The sequence below is a fragment of the Kitasatospora sp. NPDC048298 genome (genome assembly GCF_043201465.1).
Taxonomy (GTDB): domain Bacteria; phylum Actinomycetota; class Actinomycetes; order Streptomycetales; family Streptomycetaceae; genus Kitasatospora.
The window spans coordinates 259,203-276,368 of the sequence record NZ_JBICYZ010000002.1 but is presented as its reverse complement, the minus strand read 5'-3'; the positions used below and the strand labels follow the sequence as shown (position 1 = coordinate 276,368).

The 17,166-nt window shown below is 72.8% G+C and carries 14 protein-coding genes and 1 tRNA gene; 9 read left to right on the top strand and 6 right to left on the bottom strand.

Annotated features, from left to right (window positions below; all coding sequences use genetic code 11):
- Nucleotides 1-128: 128 nt before the first annotated feature.
- The 3 genes from ACGF0D_RS02380 to ACGF0D_RS02370 all read left to right on the top strand — a co-directional run bounded on the left by ACGF0D_RS02380 (nucleotide 129) and on the right by ACGF0D_RS02370 (nucleotide 5,557).
- Nucleotides 129-3,074 carry a UPF0182 family protein gene (locus ACGF0D_RS02380; protein WP_392913725.1) on the top strand — a complete coding sequence of 982 codons (2,946 nt, stop codon included), beginning with the start codon at nucleotides 129-131 and terminating at the stop codon, nucleotides 3,072-3,074.
- Between the two features lie 64 nt (nucleotides 3,075-3,138).
- Nucleotides 3,139-3,212: transfer RNA gene (locus tag ACGF0D_RS02375), tRNA-Met, on the top strand.
- Nucleotides 3,213-3,580: 368 nt separating this feature from the next.
- Complete coding sequence (locus tag ACGF0D_RS02370) at nucleotides 3,581-5,557, top strand: tetratricopeptide repeat protein (protein WP_392873364.1); 1,977 nt, start codon at nucleotides 3,581-3,583, stop codon at nucleotides 5,555-5,557.
- A gap of 78 nt (nucleotides 5,558-5,635) precedes the next feature.
- Here the strand turns inward: ACGF0D_RS02370 and ACGF0D_RS02365 are convergent, their stop codons facing one another.
- Nucleotides 5,636-6,049, bottom strand: a complete 414-nt coding sequence (locus tag ACGF0D_RS02365; protein WP_392913659.1) for a Fur family transcriptional regulator — start codon at nucleotides 6,047-6,049, stop codon at nucleotides 5,636-5,638.
- Between the two features lie 104 nt (nucleotides 6,050-6,153).
- Between ACGF0D_RS02365 and ACGF0D_RS02360 the strand changes: the two genes are divergently transcribed.
- Nucleotides 6,154-7,629 carry a catalase gene (locus ACGF0D_RS02360; protein ID WP_392913658.1) on the top strand — a complete coding sequence of 492 codons (1,476 nt, stop codon included), beginning with the start codon at nucleotides 6,154-6,156 and terminating at the stop codon, nucleotides 7,627-7,629.
- A 115-nt stretch (nucleotides 7,630-7,744) separates the two neighbouring features.
- On the opposite strand, the gene hisN is transcribed toward ACGF0D_RS02360, so the two are convergent.
- The 5 genes from hisN to ACGF0D_RS02335 all read right to left on the bottom strand — a co-directional run bounded on the left by hisN (nucleotide 7,745) and on the right by ACGF0D_RS02335 (nucleotide 12,253).
- The gene (gene hisN, locus ACGF0D_RS02355; protein ID WP_355259466.1) at nucleotides 7,745-8,542 is read right to left on the bottom strand and encodes a histidinol-phosphatase; all 798 of its coding nucleotides are present in this window, start codon (nucleotides 8,540-8,542) and stop codon (nucleotides 7,745-7,747) included.
- A 41-nt stretch (nucleotides 8,543-8,583) separates the two neighbouring features.
- The gene (locus ACGF0D_RS02350; protein WP_392873356.1) at nucleotides 8,584-8,907 is read right to left on the bottom strand and encodes a DMT family transporter; all 324 of its coding nucleotides are present in this window, start codon (nucleotides 8,905-8,907) and stop codon (nucleotides 8,584-8,586) included.
- A 128-nt stretch (nucleotides 8,908-9,035) separates the two neighbouring features.
- Nucleotides 9,036-10,088, bottom strand: coding sequence for a ribosome small subunit-dependent GTPase A (gene rsgA, locus ACGF0D_RS02345; protein WP_392913657.1), 1,053 nt, complete (start codon nucleotides 10,086-10,088; stop codon nucleotides 9,036-9,038).
- A gap of 15 nt (nucleotides 10,089-10,103) precedes the next feature.
- Complete coding sequence (aroA, locus tag ACGF0D_RS02340) at nucleotides 10,104-11,435, bottom strand: 3-phosphoshikimate 1-carboxyvinyltransferase (RefSeq protein ID WP_392873350.1); 1,332 nt, start codon at nucleotides 11,433-11,435, stop codon at nucleotides 10,104-10,106.
- 92 nt (nucleotides 11,436-11,527) lie between these two features.
- Complete coding sequence (locus ACGF0D_RS02335) at nucleotides 11,528-12,253, bottom strand: M50 family metallopeptidase (protein WP_392913656.1); 726 nt, start codon at nucleotides 12,251-12,253, stop codon at nucleotides 11,528-11,530.
- A gap of 151 nt (nucleotides 12,254-12,404) precedes the next feature.
- Here ACGF0D_RS02335 and ACGF0D_RS02330 point away from each other — a divergent pair, with 151 nt between their 5' ends.
- From ACGF0D_RS02330 to ACGF0D_RS02310, 5 genes are all read left to right on the top strand, one after another.
- Entirely contained in the window at nucleotides 12,405-13,157 is a 753-nt protein-coding gene (locus ACGF0D_RS02330) for an SOS response-associated peptidase (protein WP_392913655.1), read from the top strand.
- A 20-nt stretch (nucleotides 13,158-13,177) separates the two neighbouring features.
- Nucleotides 13,178-13,816: an alpha/beta family hydrolase gene (locus ACGF0D_RS02325; protein ID WP_392873342.1), complete on the top strand. Its 639-nt coding sequence runs from the start codon at nucleotides 13,178-13,180 to the stop codon at nucleotides 13,814-13,816.
- A 153-nt stretch (nucleotides 13,817-13,969) separates the two neighbouring features.
- Complete coding sequence (locus ACGF0D_RS02320; protein WP_392873339.1) at nucleotides 13,970-14,875, top strand: sigma-70 family RNA polymerase sigma factor; 906 nt, start codon at nucleotides 13,970-13,972, stop codon at nucleotides 14,873-14,875.
- Nucleotides 14,872-15,279: a mycothiol system anti-sigma-R factor gene (gene rsrA, locus ACGF0D_RS02315; protein WP_392873336.1), complete on the top strand. Its 408-nt coding sequence runs from the start codon at nucleotides 14,872-14,874 to the stop codon at nucleotides 15,277-15,279. Before ACGF0D_RS02320 ends, rsrA begins: the two co-directional genes overlap by 4 nt.
- 412 nt (nucleotides 15,280-15,691) lie before the next feature.
- Nucleotides 15,692-17,107 (top strand): HD-GYP domain-containing protein, encoded by a 1,416-nt coding sequence (locus tag ACGF0D_RS02310; RefSeq protein WP_392913654.1) that lies wholly within the window; start codon nucleotides 15,692-15,694, stop codon nucleotides 17,105-17,107.
- Nucleotides 17,108-17,166: the final 59 nt, after the last annotated feature.

Below are 17,166 nucleotides of genomic sequence, written 5' to 3'. Positions count from 1 at the left end.
CGCCCGCCGGGCGGGTGGCTGTCGTAACCGTCTGCTAACGGTGGGAACTCGACCAAAGCCTGGTTAAGTTTCTCTGACGACCGACCCCATTCAGACGACACAGCCGAGGTGCCACCGTGGTCTTCCAGATGCCCGAACGCTCAGGGCCGGGTTTCCGGCGAAGGGTAGGCCCGCCCTCCCGGCGGGCGCGGGTGGCCCTGCTGACCCTGGGCGTGCTCGCGGTGCTCTTCCTGTTGTTCGTCATGTTCGCGGGCTTCTGGACGGACTGGCTGTGGTTCAAGTCGGTCCGCTTCTCCTCGGTGTTCACCACCCAGCTGTGGACGAAGGTCGGGCTGTTCGGGGTCTTCGGCCTGTTGATGGCGGTGATCGTCGGCTTCAACATCTGGCTGGCGCACCGGTTGCGGCCGCCGCTGTCGGCGATGTCGGTGGAGCAGCAGAGCCTGGACCGCTACCGGTCCGGCCTGGCGCCGTTCAAGCGCTGGGCGCTGATCGGCGTCTCGCTGGTGATCGGCCTGGTGGCCGGTGCCGCGGCCTCCGGGCAGTGGCGGACGTGGCTGATGTGGACGAACGCGACCTCCTTCGGTGAGAAGGACGCCCAGTTCGGCATGGACGTCTCGTTCTACGCGTTCGACCTGCCGTTCTACGAGTTCGTGCTGGGCTTCGCGTTCAGTGCGGTGATCGTCTCGCTGCTGACGTCGGCGATGGTGCACTACCTGTACGGCGGGCTGCGGCTGCAGGGTCCGGGCCGCCGGGCGAGTGTGGGGGCGCAGGGACACCTGGCGGTGCTGCTGGGCGTGTTCGTGCTGCTGAAGGCGGTCGCGTACTGGCTGGACCGGTACGCGCTGGCGGTGAAGACCGGCTCGTACAAGGGTGTCTCGGGGTGGACCGGCCTGCGGTACGTGGACGCCAACGCGTTCCTGCCGGCCAAGACCATCCTGTTCTTCGTCGCGATCATCTGCGCGGTGCTGTTCTTCCTGACGCCGATCCGCCGCACCTGGGCCCCGGCCCTGATCGGCCTGGGGCTGATGGTGCTGTCGGCGGTGCTGATCGGCGGGCTGTACCCGGCGATCGTGCAGCAGTTCCAGGTCAAGCCGAACGAGCAGGCCAAGGAGACGCCGTACATCCAGAAGAACATCGACGCGACGCGTCAGGCGTACGGGATCGCGGACGCGCAGACCATCCCGTACACGCCGCAGGGCACGGCCACCGCGGACGCGCTCAAGCCGGACGCCCAGACCATCTCGGACATCCGGCTGCTGGACCCGAACGTGGTCTCGCCGGCGTTCCAGTCGCTGGAGCAGCAGCGCAACTACTACGCCTTCCCGAACACGCTGGACGTGGACCGGTACGGCAGCGGGCAGGACAAGCAGGACAGTGTGATCGGCCTGCGTGAGCTGGACCTCAACGGCGTGCAGCGCAACTGGATCAACGACCACTTCAAGTACACCCACGGCTACGGCGCGGTGGTGGCCAAGGGCAACCAGGTCGACGACAAGGGCCAGCCGGTGTTCACCGAGTCGGGTCTGCCGGCCACCGGCACGCTGGGCGACTACCAGCAGCGGATCTACTACGGCGAGAAGACCACCACGTACTCGATCGTCGGCGGCTCCAACAAGGAGATCGACTACACCGACACCAAGACGGGCCAGAACGCGGAGACCACGTACCAGGGCGACAGCGGGGTCTCGCTGGACAACCCGCTGACCCGTGCCGCCTACGCGGTGCGCTTCGCGGAGCCGCAGATCCTCTACGCGGGGGCGATCACCGACGGCGCCAAGGTGATCTACAACCGGACGCCGAAGGAGCGGGTGGAGAAGGTCGCGCCGTGGCTGTCGATCGACGCCGACCCGTACCCGGTGGTGCAGGACGGCCGGATCCTGTGGGTGCTGGACGGCTACACCACCTCGGACGGCTTCCCGTTCTCGTCGAAGACGACGCTGGGCGCCGCCACCAAGGACTCGCTGACCAACCAGCGCGGTGAGCTGCTGACCGCCGCGAACCAGGTCAACTACATCCGCAACTCGGTCAAGGCCACGGTGGACGCCTACACCGGCGAGGTGAAGCTCTACCAGTGGGACGACAAGGACCCGGTGCTGAAGACCTGGATGAAGGCCTTCCCCGGCACCGTCGAGCCGAAGGCGGACATCCCGCAGACGCTGGTGCCGCACCTGCGCTACCCGCAGGACATGTTCAAGGTGCAGCGCGACCTGCTCGGCCAGTACCACGTCACCGACGCCAACTCGTTCTTCAACGGCAGTGACATCTGGCAGACCCCGGTGGACCCGACCAGCGACACCAAGCAGGTCCAGCCGCCGTACTACGTGACGGTGCGGATGCCGGACACCAACGCCGCGAGCTTCTCGCTGACCAGTACCTTCGTGCCCAACCAGCGGCCCAACCTGGCGGCGTTCATGGCCGTCAACGCGGACCCGGGGGACGACTACGGGAAGATCCGCATCCTGAAGATGACGGGCGAGAGCGGCGCCCCCGGCCCCGGCCTGGTGCAGTCGAAGTTCAACTCCCGCCAGGAGGTGGCCTCGCAGATCACGCTGCTGAAGAGCGGTGGTGACTCCGAGCTGGAGTACGGCAACCTGCTGACCCTGCCGGTCGGCGGCGGTCTGCTCAACATCGAGCCGGTGTACGTGCGCGGACGCGGTGCCAAGTACCCGACGATGCAGAAGGTCCTGGCGGTGTACGGGGACGACAACGTGGCGTTCGAGGACACCCTGGAGGCCGCGCTGAAGAAGGTGTTCGGCGGGGCGCCCCCGGCGACCACCCCGACCGTGCCGACCACGCCCGGTACCGGGACCACACCCGCCCCGACCACGCCGGCGCCGGGCGGGACGATCTCGCCGGAGCTCCAGAAGGCGCTCACGGACGCGGAGAAGGCGTACGGCGACAGCCAGACGGCGTTCAAGAACGGCGACTGGGTGGCGTACGGCAACGCCCAGAAGGCGCTCGGCGACGCCCTGAAGGCCGCCGAGGCGGCGCGCGGCGCCGGTGCCGCGCCGGCCCCGGGCGGCACTCCCGCCCCCGGTGCCACCGGCGCCGGATCGCCCGCTCCGCAGCCGTAGGCCGCTGAGCTGCGGCAACCGTTTTCCGTTCCACCCCGCATCCGTGCTAAGGTTCAATCACCGACGCGGGGTGGAGCAGCTCGGTAGCTCGCTGGGCTCATAACCCAGAGGTCGCAGGTTCAAATCCTGTCCCCGCTACAAAGGCCAGAGGCCCGGAGGATCCTTCCTCCGGGCCTCTGGTGTTTTCCGTGCCGTTCTCGCCCCGGAAGCGGCGGGAACCGCTCCGGTACTATCGACCGTCGCCAAGGACGACGGCAGCGGGGTTTGTGGGGTTGAAGTGTCGGGAAATCGACAAAGCGCCGAAGCAATTCCGTCGGCTTCGGGTCGGCCCCGCCGGAATTCGGCCGGGGCAGGTGTACGCGGGTACTGGGTGATGCGACGATGGGACACATGGGGGACGGTGCACGGCCGCTGACCGGCCGTCGGGTCCGGCGCCTCTCCTGGGAGTCCCCCCGGCCGCGCGCCGGGGCACGATGCCGCGACACTCTGGGGGAGCGGGAGTCGGCATGAGGCTGATCGGCAAGTCAGGCGCCAGGTCCTCGGCGGCCGCCGAGGCGGACACCGACGCCTGGGCGGAGAGCGCCGAGGCCACCGCCAACCACCCCGGAGCCCTGCCCGCCCAGCGCACCAGCGGACTGTCCGAGCGCCCCCCGACCCCGGGCTACGGGCCGGACAGCCTGGTCCACGTGTCGACCCGTCAGTTCGCCGCCGCCGTCGGCGCGTACGGGGAGGACTCCGGCGGGAAGTCGGCCGCCGGCGCCGCGCTCGACCCGGCGGGCCTCGACTCGACCAGCTTCGAGACCGCCCTGGCCGCCCGCGAGTCCGCCGCCCTGGAGGCCCGCCACCGGCAGGCCGCCGACGGCGGCGACCCGGACGCCGCCTGCCGGCTCGGCACCCTGCTGCTGCGCCGCGGGGAGCTGGAGGACGCCGAGCCGTACCTGCGGGCCGCCGCGGCCGCCGGAGTGCGCGCCGCCGCCAACAACCTCGGCGTGCTGCTGCACCAGCAGGGCCACCGGGCCGAGGCCGGCCAGTGGTGGCGCCACGCCGCCGTGGCCGGCAGCGCGCCGGCCGCGCACGCGCTCGGGCTGCAACTGCGCGACCAGGGCGAGGAGGAGGCCGCCGAGTACTGGCTGCACTTCGCCGCCGACCACGGCCACCCGCTGGGCGCGTACGCGCTGGGCGACCTGATGGAGCACCGGCGGGACGTGCGCGCCGAGCGCTGGTTCAAGGTCTCCGCCGACGCCGGGCACCGGGAGGCCTCCTACCGGCTGGCCCGGATGCGCGAGGCCGCCGGGGACAAGGAGACCGCCGAGACCTGGTACCGCACCGCCGCCGCCCGCAGCCACGCCCGCGCCGCGCTGCGCCTGGGCGTGCTGCTGGAGGAACGCGCCCGCACCGACCGGTCGCTGCTGGACGAGGCGGCCCGCTGGTACCGGCAGGCCGCGCAGAACGGGGAGTCGCGCGCGGCGTGCGCGCTGGGCTTCCTGCTGCGCGACTCCGGGGACCTGGCGGCCGCCGCCGAGTGGTGGCAGGAGGCCGCCGAGGCCGGGGACGGCAACGCCGCCAACGCGCTGGGGGCGCTGCACGCGAGCCGCGGCGAGGCCGCCGAGGCCGAGCGCTGGTACCGCGCCGCGCTGGACGCCGGCGACCAGAACGGCGCCTTCAACCTCGGCCTGCTCTGCGCCGGCACCGGCCGCGAGCAGCAGGCCGAGCAGTGGTACCGCCGGGCCGCGTACGCCGGGCACCGGGAGGCCTGCAACGCGCTGGCCGTGGTGCTGCTGCAGCGCGGCGACGAGTCCGGCGCCCAGCCCTGGTTCTCCAAGGCGGCCGAGGCCGGCAGCGTGGACGGCGCGTTCAACCTCGGGGTGCTGCACGCCGGGCGCGGCGAGCAGCAGCAGGCCCACGAGTGGTACGCGCGGGCCGCGGCCGAGGGGCACGGCGAGGCGGCGCTGCAGCTGGCGGTCGTCCAGGAGCAGCGCGGCAACCTGGCCGGGGCGCTGGAGCGCTACCGGCAGGCGGCGGCGGGCGGTTCGGCCGAGGGCGCTTTCCGGCTGGCCTCGCTGCTGGACCGGCGCGGGGACGCGGACGCCGAGGCCGAGCACTGGTACGCGCTGGCGGCCGACGCCGGGCACCGCCGGTCGCAGGTGCGGATGGGGGTGCGGGCGGCGGAGCGCGGGGCGCTGGAGATCGCCGAGAGCTGGTACCGGCGGGCCGCCGAGGCGGGCAGCCGCAGTGCCGCGTTCAACCTGGGGCTGCTGCTGGCCCGGCAGGACAGCGAGGCGGAGGCGATGCTCTGGTACACCCGGGCCGCGGACGCCGGGCACGGTCGGGCGGCGCTGCGTCTGGCGCTGCTGGCGCTGCGGCGCGGGGAGCCGGTGCAGGCGGAGAACTGGTGCCGGCGGGCGATCGACTCCGGGCCGGCCGAGGTGGCCGAGCGGGCCGGGCGGCTGCTGGGCGCGCTCGACGCGGAGTTGAGCGCGTAGCGGCGGGCCCTGCCAAGTCCCGGGCGGGTGGCGGGAGTTCGGTCGGATCCGGCGGTTGGGTCGGATCCGGCAGTTCGGTCAGGGCCGGCAGTCGGGGCACAGACCGCGGTAGGTGACCTCGGCGCCGGTGACGGCGAAGCCGAAGCGCTCGGTGGCGGGGAGGGCGGCGAGCGGGTCGCCCTGGGGGTGGACGTCGCGGATCGCGCCGCAGCCCGAGCAGACCAGGTGCTGGTGGGTGCGGTGCGCGTTGGGGTCGTAGCGCTTGGCGCGGCCGTCGGTGGCGACCTCCATGACCTCGCCGAGGGCGACGAGTTCGCCGAGCGTGTTGTAGACGGTGGCGCGGCTGATCTCCGGCAACCGGGCCGTCGCGCGGGTGTGCACCTCGTCCGCGGTGAGGTGGACGTGCTCGCCGTCCAGGACCTCGGCCACGACCCGGCGTTGCGAGGTCAGCCGCCAGCCTCTTCCGCGCAGTCTCTCCAGCAGGTCGCTCATGCCATCCAGAGTAGGTCAAGCTCTGAGATTGGTTCCAGTATTGACTTGGACAAAGTCCAAGTTAGGATCGTGTCATCACGACCGGACATCGCGGAGGCACACCCATGACGACCCAGGACGAGCTGCGCCCGACCCTGACCACGGAGGCGGGTGCCCCCGTCGCCGACAACCAGAACACCGAGACGGCCGGCATCGGCGGCCCGGCGCTCATCCAGGACCAGCAGCTGTTCGAGAAGCTCGCGCACTTCAACCGCGAGCGGATCCCGGAGCGCGTGGTGCACGCCCGCGGCGCCGGCGCGTACGGCACCTTCACCGTGACCGCCGACGTGACGCCCTGGACCCGGGCGGCCTTCCTGTCCGAGGTCGGCAAGCAGACCGAGGTCTTCCTGCGCTTCTCCACCGTGGCCGGCAACCTCGGCGCGGCCGACGCGGTGCGCGACCCGCGCGGCTTCGCGGTGAAGTTCTACACCGAGGACGGCAACTACGACCTCGTCGGCAACAACACCCCGGTCTTCTTCATCAAGGACGCCCTGAAGTTCCCCGACTTCATCCACACCCAGAAGCGGGACCCGTACACCGGCTCCCAGGAGGCGGACAACGTCTGGGACTTCTGGGGCCTGTCGCCCGAGGCCACCCATCAGGTGACCTGGCTCTTCGGCGACCGCGGCATCCCCGCCTCGTACCGGCACATGAACGGCTACGGCTCGCACACCTACCAGTGGCAGAACGAGGCCGGCGAGCACTTCTGGGTCAAGTACCACTTCAAGACCGACCAGGGCATCCGCAGCCTCACCCAGGACGAGGCCAACACCCTCGCCGGCCAGGACCCGGACAGCCACCAGCGCGACCTGCGCGAGTCGATCGAGCGCGGCGAGTTCCCCAGCTGGACGGTGCAGGTCCAGATCATGCCGGCGGCCGACGCGGCGAACTACCGCTTCAACCCCTTCGACCTCACCAAGGTCTGGCCGCACGCCGACTACCCGCCGATCGAGATCGGCAAGCTGGAACTCAACCGCAACCCCGACAACATCTTCGCCGAGGTCGAGCAGTCGATCTTCTCCCCGGCGCACTTCGTGCCCGGCATCGGCCCGTCCCCGGACAAGATGCTCCAGGGCCGCCTGTTCGCGTACGCCGACGCCCACCGCTACCGGGTCGGCATCAACGCCGACCACCTGCCGGTGAACCGCCCGCACGCCACCGAGGCCCGCACCAACAGCCGGGACGGCCACCTGTACGACGGCCGCCACGGCCGGCAGAAGAACTACGAGCCGAACAGCTTCGGCGGCCCGGTGGAGACCGGCCGCCCGCTGTGGGCCGCGACCGCCGTCGACGGTTCCACCGGCACCCACGCCGCGCCCTCGCACGCCGAGGACAACGACTTCGTGCAGGCCGGCGACCTGTACCGACTGCTCTCCGAGGAGGAGAAGCAGCGCCTGATCGGCAACCTGTCGGGCTTCATCGCCAAGGTCTCCGCCGACCGCGAGGACATCGTGGAGCGCGCGGTCGACAACTTCCGCAAGGCCGACGCCGACTTCGGGCAGCGGCTGGACGCGGCGGTCCGGGAGCTGCGCAAGCAGTAGGCGCCGGGCCTGGCACGACGGCGGCCCCCTGACCGGCTCCCACCGGTCAGGGGGCCGCGACCGTCTCTCAGGCGCTCGGATGCTCAGGTGCTCAGGCCTCCGAAGCCCCGGCCGCTCAGACGCTCAGCCGGCGCAGGGCCTCCTCGTGCAGCAGGCCGTTGGAGGCGACCGCGTCGGCGCCGCCGGGGCCCGGGACGCCGTCCAGGCCCGTGAAACGGCCGCCGGCCTCCTCGACGATGATGCAGTTGGCCGCCATGTCCCACAGCGACAGCTCGGGCTCGGCGGCGATGTCCACGGCGCCCTCGGCGACCATCATGTACGACCAGAAGTCGCCGTACGCGCGGGTGCGCCAGCAGGCACGGGTGAGGTCCAGGAACGGGTCCAGGCGGCCGCGCTCCTCCCAGCCGGTGAGCGAGGAGTACGAGAAGGACGCGTCCTCGATCCGGGAGACGCCGGAGACGTGCAGCCGGGAGGCCTTGGCCAGGCTGCGGCCGCCGAACGCGCCCAGGCCCTTGGCCGCCCACCAGCGGCGCTGCAGCGCCGGGGCCGAGACGATGCCGACCACCGGGCGCTCGACGCCGTCCGGGCCGTCCTCCAGCAGGGCGATCAGGGTGGCCCAGACCGGGACGCCGCGGATGTAGTTCTTGGTGCCGTCGATCGGGTCGATCACCCAGCGGCGCGGTCCCGAGCCCTGCAGGCCGAACTCCTCGCCGAGGACGGCGTCGCGCGGCCGGGCACGCTGGAGCACGCTGCGCACGAGTTCCTCGGCGGCCTTGTCGGCGTCGCTCACCGGGGTGAGGTCCGGCTTGGTCTCGATCTTCAGGTCGAGGGCGCGGAAGCGCTCCAGGGTGACCGAGTCGGCCGAGTCGGCGAGGACATGGGCGAGTCGGAGATCGTCGTGGTAGTCGGCCATGCCGGAAACCCTAGCCGGTCGGTGCGCCGCGGTGCTCGGTCTCAGCGCGCCGTGCCGCTGAGCTGGAGACCGATGACGCCGGCGATCACCAGCGAGATCGAGACCAGCTTGAGCACCGAGGTGCTCTCGCCGAGGAAGAGCATGCCGTAGATCGCGGTGCCGGCCGCGCCGATGCCCGTCCACACCGCGTAGGCGGGGCCCACCGGCAGGGTCTTCAGCGAGAGGGTGAGCAGGCCGAAGCTGCCGAGGGCGAACACGCAGAAGCTGATGGTGGGCCAGAGCTTGGTGAAGCCCTCGCTGAGCTTGAGGTTGACCGCGAAGCCGGTCTCCAGCAGGCCGGCCAGGACCACCAGGGCCCATGCCATCGGGTGCCCTCCCTGTCGATCGACGGTCGGACCGCGGATGGCCCGACTTTCCTATGATCGCCAGGAGGGGCCGCTCCGACACCTCGAACGGGCCACCAACCCCGGGGAAGAGCGGAGCAGGGCCCGACTCAGTCGGCCTCGCCCTCCTTGCTGGCCAGCAGCCGGCGCAGCGAGTAGAGCCGGGCGGCCTCCGCGTGGCCGTCCGCGACCCAGGCGTCCAGCGCGCAGTCCGGCTCGTCGTGGCTGCACGCGCGAGGGCAGTCGACGGTGCCGGGCTCCAGGTCGGGGAAGGCGTGGATGACCCGGGACGGGTCGATGTGCGAGAGACCGAAGGAGCGGAAGCCGGGGGTGTCGATCACCCAGCCGGGGTTCAGGGCCTTCTTCGAACCCGGCTTGGCGCCGGCCGGTGGGGGCAGCCGCAGCGCCAGGGCGGAGACGGTGGTGTGCCGGCCGCGGCCGGTGACCGCGTTGACGTGCCCGGTCTGCCGCTGGCGGTCCGGGACGAGCGCGTTGACCAGGGTGGTCTTGCCGACGCCGGAGTGGCCGATGAACACCGTGGACAGCCCGCGCAGGTGCTCGCGGACGGCCTCGGCGCCGGTGGTCTCCAGTTCGTCGCGGCGGGTGACCACGTACTTGATGCCGAGCGGGGCGTAGGAGTCCAGCATCGTCGCGGCCGGGGCGAGGTCGGACTTGGTGAGCACCAGCAGCGGCTCCATGCCCGCGTCGTAGGCCGCCACCAGGCAGCGGTCGATCAGCCGCGGGCGCGGCTCCGGGTCGGCCAGCGCGGTGACGATGGCCAGCTGCTCGGCGTTGGCGACCACGATCCGCTCGTACGGGTCGTCGTCGTCCGCGGTGCGGCGCAGCACCGAGCTGCGCTCCTCGACCCGGACGATCCGGGCGAGGGTGTCGGCGTCCCCGGAGAGGTCGCCGACCAGGTTGACCACGTCGCCGACGACGACGCCCTTGCGGCCCAGCTCGCGGGCCTTCATGGCGACGACCTGGCGCTCCTGCTTCGTCCCCGGGTCGACCAGGCAGGTGATCCGACCGCGGTCGACGGTCAGCACCATCGCCCCGGCGGCGTCCTCGTGTTTGGGCCGGATCCTGGTCCGCGGCCGGGATCCCCGGCGGGCGGGGCGGTTGCGGATGTCGTCCTCGTCGGCGTCCTTGCCGTAGCGGCGCATGTGCTCAGTCTCCGCTCAGGCGCCCGCCGCCGCTTCGCCGAGCAACTCGGCCCACATCGCCGGGAAGTCGGGGAGGGTCTTGGCGGTGGTGGCGACGTTCTCGACCTCCACGCCGGGCACGGCGAGGCCGAGCACGGCGGCGGCGGTGGCGAGGCGGTGGTCCTCGTAGGTGTGGAAGATGCCGCCCCGCAGCGGGCGGGGGCGGATCCGCAGGCCGTCCTCGGTCTCGGTGACGTCGCCGCCCAGGTCGTTGATCTCCTTGGCGAGCGCGGCGAGCCGGTCGGTCTCGTGCAGGCGCAGGTGGGCGATGCCGTACAGGTGCGACTCGGAGTCGGCGAGCGCGGCGACGGCGGCGATCACCGGGGTGAGCTCGCCGACGTCGTGCAGGTCGGCCTCGATGCCGTGGATCCGGCCGGTGCCGGTGAACTGGAGGCCCTCGTCGGTGAACTCGCAGGCGCCGCCCATCCGGGTGTAGATCTCGCGCAGCTGGTCGCCGGGCTGGGTGGTGTGCCTGGGCCAGTCCCGCACGGTGACCCGGCCGCCGGTGACCAGGGCGGCGGCGAAGAACGGCGCGGCGTTGGAGAGGTCCGGCTCGACCACCAGGTCGCGGCCGATCAGGGCGCCGGGGGTGACCCGCCAGACGTCCTTCTCGCCGCCGTCCTCGGGGGCGTCGACCTGGGCGCCGGCCAGCCGCAGCATCTCCACGGTCATCCGGATGTGCGGCAGCGACGGGACCGGGCCGCCGACGTGGCGGACCTCGATGCCGTGGTTGTAGCGGGCGCCGGAGAGCAGCAGGGCGGAGACGAACTGGGACGAGGAGGAGGCGTCCAGCTCGACCGGGCCGCCGTCCAGCGAGCCGGTGCCGTGCACGGTGAGCGGGAAGGCGCCGCGGCCGCCGTCGTCGATCCGGGCGCCGAGCGCGCGCAGGGCGTCGATCACGCCGTGCTGGGGGCGCTCGTAGCAGCGCGGGTCGCCGTCGAAGTGCACCGGGCCGTCGGCGAGGACGGCGAGCGGGGGCAGGAAGCGCATGACCGTGCCGGCGTTGCCGACGTCGACCGAGGCGGGGCCGAGCAGGGCGGGGGCGGGGATGACCCGCCAGGCCTCGCCGCCGCCGGTGCCGCCGGAGTCGTTGTTGACCTTCTCCTCGATGGTGACCCCGAGGGCGCGCAGGCCGTCGGCCATCAGCTGGGAGTCGCGGCTGCGCAGCGGGCGGCGCACCCAGCCCGGCCCGTCGGCGAGTGCCGCCAGCACCAGGGCCCGGTTGGTGACCGACTTGGAGCCGGGGATGGTGACGGTGGCGTCGACGGGGCTGGTCGCGACGGGGGCGGGCCACAGGGTCTCGGTCATGGGGCAAGTCTAGGGCTCGTCGTGTGGACCCCTGCCGGAACAGTCCTGGCGGCGGTCGGACGGCGGGACGCCTGCTGGAGACGGCGGGACGCCTACTGGAGGGGTTGGAGCAGCCAGGCGGTGCCGAGGGCGAGGCAGGCGAGGGCGACGAGCAGGAAGACGGTGACCCAGGCGAGGGCGGGGACGTGGGTGAGCCGGGCGAGCTGGTCGGCGTCGGAGTCGCGGGCCCAGCCGATCCGGCGCTGGTGCTGGAGTTCCAGGACGGGGCGGACGGCGCCGAACAGCAGGAACCAGCAGCCGAGGTAGGCGAAGCCGGCCTGGACCTCGGCGCTGCCGAACCAGGAGACCAGGAAGAAGGCGCCGCCGGCGACGAGCACGCTGAGGAAGCCGAAGGCGTTGCGGATGCGCAGGAGCAGGGCGAGCAGCAGCAGGATCGCCAGCCAGAGCAGCAGGGTGATCCGGTCGGCGGCGAGCAGGGCGGCGCAGCCGAGGCCGAGCAGGGCGGGGGCGGTGTAGCCGGCGGCGGCGGTGAGGACCATGCCGGGGCCGGTGGGGCGGCCGTAGGAGAGGGTGAGTCCGGAGGTGTCCGAGTGCAGTCGGATGCCGGCCAGTTTGCGGCGGGTGGCGACGGCGGCCAGGCCGTGGCCGCCCTCGTGGGCGATGGTCACGGCGTTGCGGGCGACGTGCCACAGCGGGCGGGCCAGGACGGTGAGCAGGGCGGCGGCGCCGGTGGCCAGGACGAGCCAGCCGGGTGGGGCGCTCTGGGTGCCGGTCACCTGGTTCCACAGGTCGCCGAGGGTCCGGTCGTTCGCGTTCATCGGTGTCTCTCCGCCTCCGTCCGCCGCACTGGGCCGTCGCGTTGGGCCGTTCGGGGCAGCCTCCCATGCGGGGACGGGTGGGAGGGGGCGGGTGGTTCTGGCCGGGGGATGAGGAAGTCCTGAGGACGGGCGGCATGGCAAGCTGGCCCGCATGTGCGGTCGGTTCGCAGCGAGCGGCAAGCCCGAGGACATCGTCGAGCTGTTCGGTGTCGAGCAGTGGGACCCCGAGGAGACCCTGGACCCGAACTGGAACGTCGCGCCGACGAACAGCGCCTTCGTGGTGTTGGAGCGGCTGGGCCGGGAGCAGCCGCGGCCGGTGCGGCAGTTGCGGGTGCTGCGTTGGGGGCTGGTGCCGCAGTGGTCGAACTCCGCCGAGACGGCGGTGAAGATGATCAACGCGCGGTCGGACACGGTGCACGAGAAGCCCTCGTACCGGCAGGCCTTCGCCGCGCGCCGGTGCGTCCTGCCGGTGGACGGCTACTACGAGTGGCAGACGGTGCCGGGGGAGCGGGGGAAGGCCCGCAAGAAGCCGTACTTCGTCTCCCGCGTGGACGGGAGCCCGCTGGCGCTGGCCGGGTTGTACGAGTTCTGGCGCAACCGGGCGGTGCCGCCGGGGCATCCGGAGGCGTGGCTGGTGACGTTCACGATCGTCACCACGGATGCCGAGGAGGCGCTGGCGCCGATCCACGAGCGGATGCCGCTGTTCCTGGACCGGGCGGACTGGGACGAGTGGCTGGACCCGCGGCTGACCGACCCGGACGGGCTGCGCCGGTTGCTGACGCCCCCGCCGCCGGGGGCGCTGCTGGCCACCCCGGTGTCGCCGGCGGTCGGCAGCATCCGCAACAACGGCCCCGGGCTCAAGGAGCCGTGGGCCGAGGCCGAGTACGAGACCACGCTGTTCTGACCACTTCTGGAGTCGCCGAGATGAGCACCACCGAACCGGTCCCCACCGACGCCGGGGAGGCCCGGATCACCTGGCACCGGGCCGCGAAGCCCGTGGCGGTGCTGGCGCTCGGCCACGGCGCGGGCGGCGGGATCGAGGCCCGGGACCTGGTGGCGCTGGCCGGGGCGCTGCCGGCCCGGGGGGTCACCGTGGCGCTGGTCGAGCAGCCCTGGCGGGTGGCGGGCAAGCGGCTCGCTCCGGCGCCGAGGACGCTGGACCTGGGCTGGCGGCCGGTGGCCGAGCGGCTGGCGGGGGCGGGGCTGCCGCTGGTGGTGGGCGGGCGCAGCGCCGGGGCGCGGGTGGCCTGCCGGACGGGGGCGGCGAGCGGGGCGGTGGGGGTGGTGGCGCTGGCGTTCCCGCTGCACCCGCCGGGCAGGCCGGAGAAGAGCCGGGCCGAGGAGTTGCTGGGGTCGGGGCTGCCGACGCTGGTGGTGCAGGGTGCGGCGGATCCGTTCGGCGGGCCGGGGGAGTTCCCGGAGCTGCCGGCGGGGCACGAGCTGGTGGCGGTGCCGTACGGCAGCCACGGGTTCGAGGTGCCCAAGCGGGCGCCGGTGGGGCGGGACGAGGTGCTGGACCTGATCTGTTCGTCGGTGGGGGACTGGGTGCTGCGGCTGGTGTGAGGCCGGGCGGTGGCGGGGCCGCGGGGCCGTGCGCGGACCGCTGCCGTTCGATCACTCGTGCGAGTGAATGGTGCCGGGGGGCGGGAATGCGGGCGGGGCCGGGGTGGTTGTCGTGTCCGTCAGCACGAGTCACCGGTGAGAGAGGCAGGGCAGATGGGTTCGATCGCGTGCCCGGAACGGCCTGAGGAGCGCGAGGCCACCGCGGCGTTCGCCCCCTCCTGGTCGGAGTGGCTCGACGCGGGCGAGAAGCCCGTCAGCCCTATATCCTCCATTTCTGGGCGGCCCGCCGTGGGCCGTTCCCGTCATGCCGAGGAGGTGGGTCCGGTCGTCGGGACCGAGCACGAGGCCGATCCGGGCCGTGGCCCGGGCGACGCCATGCCCGCGGGCGAGGCGCTCACCGGTGAGGAGCTGGCCGAGGCGATCGGTGAGGACACCTACCGGGTGTCGGCGGAGGAGAGCGAGGAGGCCCGGCGGGAGCGCTTCGAGCGCGACGCCCTGGGCTACCTGGATCCGATGTACTCGGCGGCGCTGCGCATGACGCGCAACCCGGCCGACGCGGAGGATCTGCTCCAGGAGGCGTTCGCCAAGGCGTACGCGTCGTTCCACCAGTTCCGTGAGGGCACGAACCTCAAGGCCTGGCTGTACCGCATCCTCACCAACACGTTCATCAACTCGTACCGCAAGAAGCAGCGGGAGCCCCAGCGCACCGCGGCGGAGGAGATCGAGGACTGGCAGCTGGCCCGGGCCGAGTCGCACATGTCGACCGGTCTGCGTTCGGCCGAGACCCAGGCGCTCGACCACCTCCCCGACAGCGATGTGAAGGACGCGCTCCAGGCCATCCCGGAGGAATTCCGGATCGCCGTCTATCTCGCGGACGTAGAAGGCTTTGCGTACAAGGAGATCGCCGACATCATGGGTACTCCCATCGGTACGGTGATGTCCCGGCTGCACCGCGGCCGTCGTCAGCTGCGCGGCATGCTGGAGGATTACGCCCGTGAGCGCGGGCTCGTCCCGGCCGGCAGCGGGGCAGGGCAGGAAGCGAAGGGCTCGGGCTCATGAGCTGCGGCGATCCGCACGAAACCGAGTGTGGCGAGGTCCTCGACCACCTCTATGAATTCCTCGACAACGAGATGCCCGAGGGCGACTGCGTAAAGTTGCGGGTGCACTTCGAGGAGTGCTCGCCCTGCTTGAAGCAGTACGGGCTGGAGCAGGCGATCAAGGCGCTGATCAAGCGTTCCTGCGGGTGCGACGACACGCCGACGGACCTGCGCAGCAAGGTGCTGGCCAGGATCGACTCGATCCGGGCCGGGCAGCGCTCGGGCGAGCAGGTGGTGGTCGCGGTGGAGACCACCGTCGAGGTGCACGCCGAGTCGGCGCGGCCGGCGCCCAGGCCGGGCGGAGCGGCCGGACAGGAGCCGGCGCACCCCGGCGCACCGGTCGAGGCCGGCGCCCAGGCGGAGTGACGGCCCGTCGGCCGAACGTCCGCGCGGTGGTCGACCGGTCGGTCGACGACCGGGTGCGGTAGTCCGCCGGCCCACCGCCGAGAGCGGGGTCGGTGGTTCGGGCAAGGAGTACAGCGGCCCCGGGAGCGTGAGCTCCCGGGGCCGCTTCCGTTTCCGCCCGCGAGCGCCCTCACTCGTTCGGGTGAGTCGGCGGTGCGCCGCCTGTGCCGTTGCGGCATCATGCGTCCCCATGCCCGGGTGGCCGCCTATTCTCCTGACGGTCACTCACCGTCGGTCCGTCCGGCGGGTCGAGGCAGCACGGGGTCCGTACGGCGGGGAGGTCGAGATCGCTACCGACTGTGGAGGATCGGCCCTGCCGCGGGGGGCGGCGCGCTACCTGGCGGCCGTTCCGGCGGCGGCGCTGTGCTGCCTGGTGCCGCTGCTGCCCGCCGCGGCCGCCCCCGGGGTGCCGCACTGGCTCGGCGCGCCGGTGGACTGGCCCAAGGTCGCGCTGCTGGCCTTCCTGCACGGCTGCTGGGAGTCCCTGGCCCAGGGCCTGCCCACGCCCTGCCTGGTGCTGGTGCGCCGGCTGCTGCGCCGGCCGGCGCTGCCCGAGCGGGTGCCCGCCCGGCCCGGGGTGAACGCCTTCTTCCCGGTGCTGTTCGCCGGGGTGCTGATGCTCCCGCCGGCCGCCGCCGCCCTGGTCGCCGCCCCGGCCGCGGTGCTCGGCGGACCGAACGGGCGCGGCTGCCGCCCGCGCCAGCTGTTCAACGGCTCCCAGCTCGCGCTGTGCGCCTTCGCCTCCTCGGCCGCCTTCCACCTGCTGCGCGGCCCGCAGCTGCTGCTCGGCTCCCGCTTCCCGGCCGCACTGCTGCCCGGATTCGCCGCCGTCGCGGTGTTCTGCCTGGTCAACGGGGTGGTGGTGGGTGTCATGCTGATGCTCAGCGAGGGCCGCGGGCCGTGGGTGCTGCTGCGCGGGGCGCACTCGGTGTACGGGCTGCCGGTGCTGGTGCACGCGGCCGGCGGGCTGATGGTCGCGGTGCTCTGGCAGGGCCCGTACGGCGCGTTCGCGGCGCTGCTCGCCCTGCTGCCGCTGTCCATCTCGGCCTGGGTGTTCGCGCAGGGCCAGCGCGAGCGCGACGCCCACCAGGCGACTGTGCAGTCGCTGGTGCAGGCCGTGGAGATCAAGGACTCCTACACCCGCGGCCACAGCGAACGGGTCGGCCTGGCCTCGGTGCTGATCGCCACTCAGCTCGGCATGGAGGCCGAGCGGCTGCGCACCCTGCGCTTCGCCGGCATCCTGCACGACGTCGGCAAGCTCGGGGTGGCCACCGAGCTGCTGCGCAGAAACGGTCCCCTCACCGAGGCGGAGCGCCGGGCGGTGGAGATCCACCCGGTGTACGGGTACGAGCTGGTGCGCGGGATCGACTTCCTCGGCGAGGCGCACGCCGGGATCCTGCACCACCACGAGCGGATGGACGGCCGGGGCTACCCGAGTGGGCTGGCCGGCGAACAGATCCCCGAGTTCGCCCGGATCATCTCCGTCGCCGACGCCTTCGACTCGATGACCTCCACCCGTTCCTACCGGCGCGGACGCCCGGTCGGCGAGGCGGTCGCCGAGCTGGAGCGCTGCTCGGGCAGCCAGTTCGACCCGGTGATGGTGCGGGCGCTGATCGACGCGCTGGCCGGGCACGACTGGCAGCCGGTGGTGCACTCCGAGGACTCCATCCAGGCGGTGCCGGACATCCCGCTCGGGGTGCCCGAGCCGGTCCGGGCGGCGCCGGTCCGGGTGCCGCCGGGCCGGGTACCGCCCCAGGGCGGGAGCTTCCCCCCGGTGGGGCAGCCGTGAGGGCCGCCGGGCGCGGCGACGTGGGCCGTACCGCGGCCGGGCGGACGGCCGCCGGGCGG

Coding starts and splice junctions, on each gene's coding strand:
- ACGF0D_RS02325 (WP_392873342.1), top strand. CDS start 13,178: ATGAGCACCACCGAACCGGTCCCCACCGACGCCGGGGAGGCCCGGATC.
- ACGF0D_RS02335 (WP_392913656.1), bottom strand. CDS start 12,253: ATGAACGCGAACGACCGGACCCTCGGCGACCTGTGGAACCAGGTGACC.
- ACGF0D_RS02380 (WP_392913725.1), top strand. CDS start 129: ATGCCCGAACGCTCAGGGCCGGGTTTCCGGCGAAGGGTAGGCCCGCCC.
- ACGF0D_RS02320 (WP_392873339.1), top strand. CDS start 13,970: ATGGGTTCGATCGCGTGCCCGGAACGGCCTGAGGAGCGCGAGGCCACC.
- rsrA (WP_392873336.1), top strand. CDS start 14,872: ATGAGCTGCGGCGATCCGCACGAAACCGAGTGTGGCGAGGTCCTCGAC.
- ACGF0D_RS02330 (WP_392913655.1), top strand. CDS start 12,405: ATGTGCGGTCGGTTCGCAGCGAGCGGCAAGCCCGAGGACATCGTCGAG.
- rsgA (WP_392913657.1), bottom strand. CDS start 10,088: ATGCGCCGCTACGGCAAGGACGCCGACGAGGACGACATCCGCAACCGC.
- ACGF0D_RS02360 (WP_392913658.1), top strand. CDS start 6,154: ATGACGACCCAGGACGAGCTGCGCCCGACCCTGACCACGGAGGCGGGT.
- ACGF0D_RS02370 (WP_392873364.1), top strand. CDS start 3,581: ATGAGGCTGATCGGCAAGTCAGGCGCCAGGTCCTCGGCGGCCGCCGAG.
- ACGF0D_RS02365 (WP_392913659.1), bottom strand. CDS start 6,049: ATGAGCGACCTGCTGGAGAGACTGCGCGGAAGAGGCTGGCGGCTGACC.
- hisN (WP_355259466.1), bottom strand. CDS start 8,542: ATGGCCGACTACCACGACGATCTCCGACTCGCCCATGTCCTCGCCGAC.
- ACGF0D_RS02350 (WP_392873356.1), bottom strand. CDS start 8,907: ATGGCATGGGCCCTGGTGGTCCTGGCCGGCCTGCTGGAGACCGGCTTC.
- aroA (WP_392873350.1), bottom strand. CDS start 11,435: ATGACCGAGACCCTGTGGCCCGCCCCCGTCGCGACCAGCCCCGTCGAC.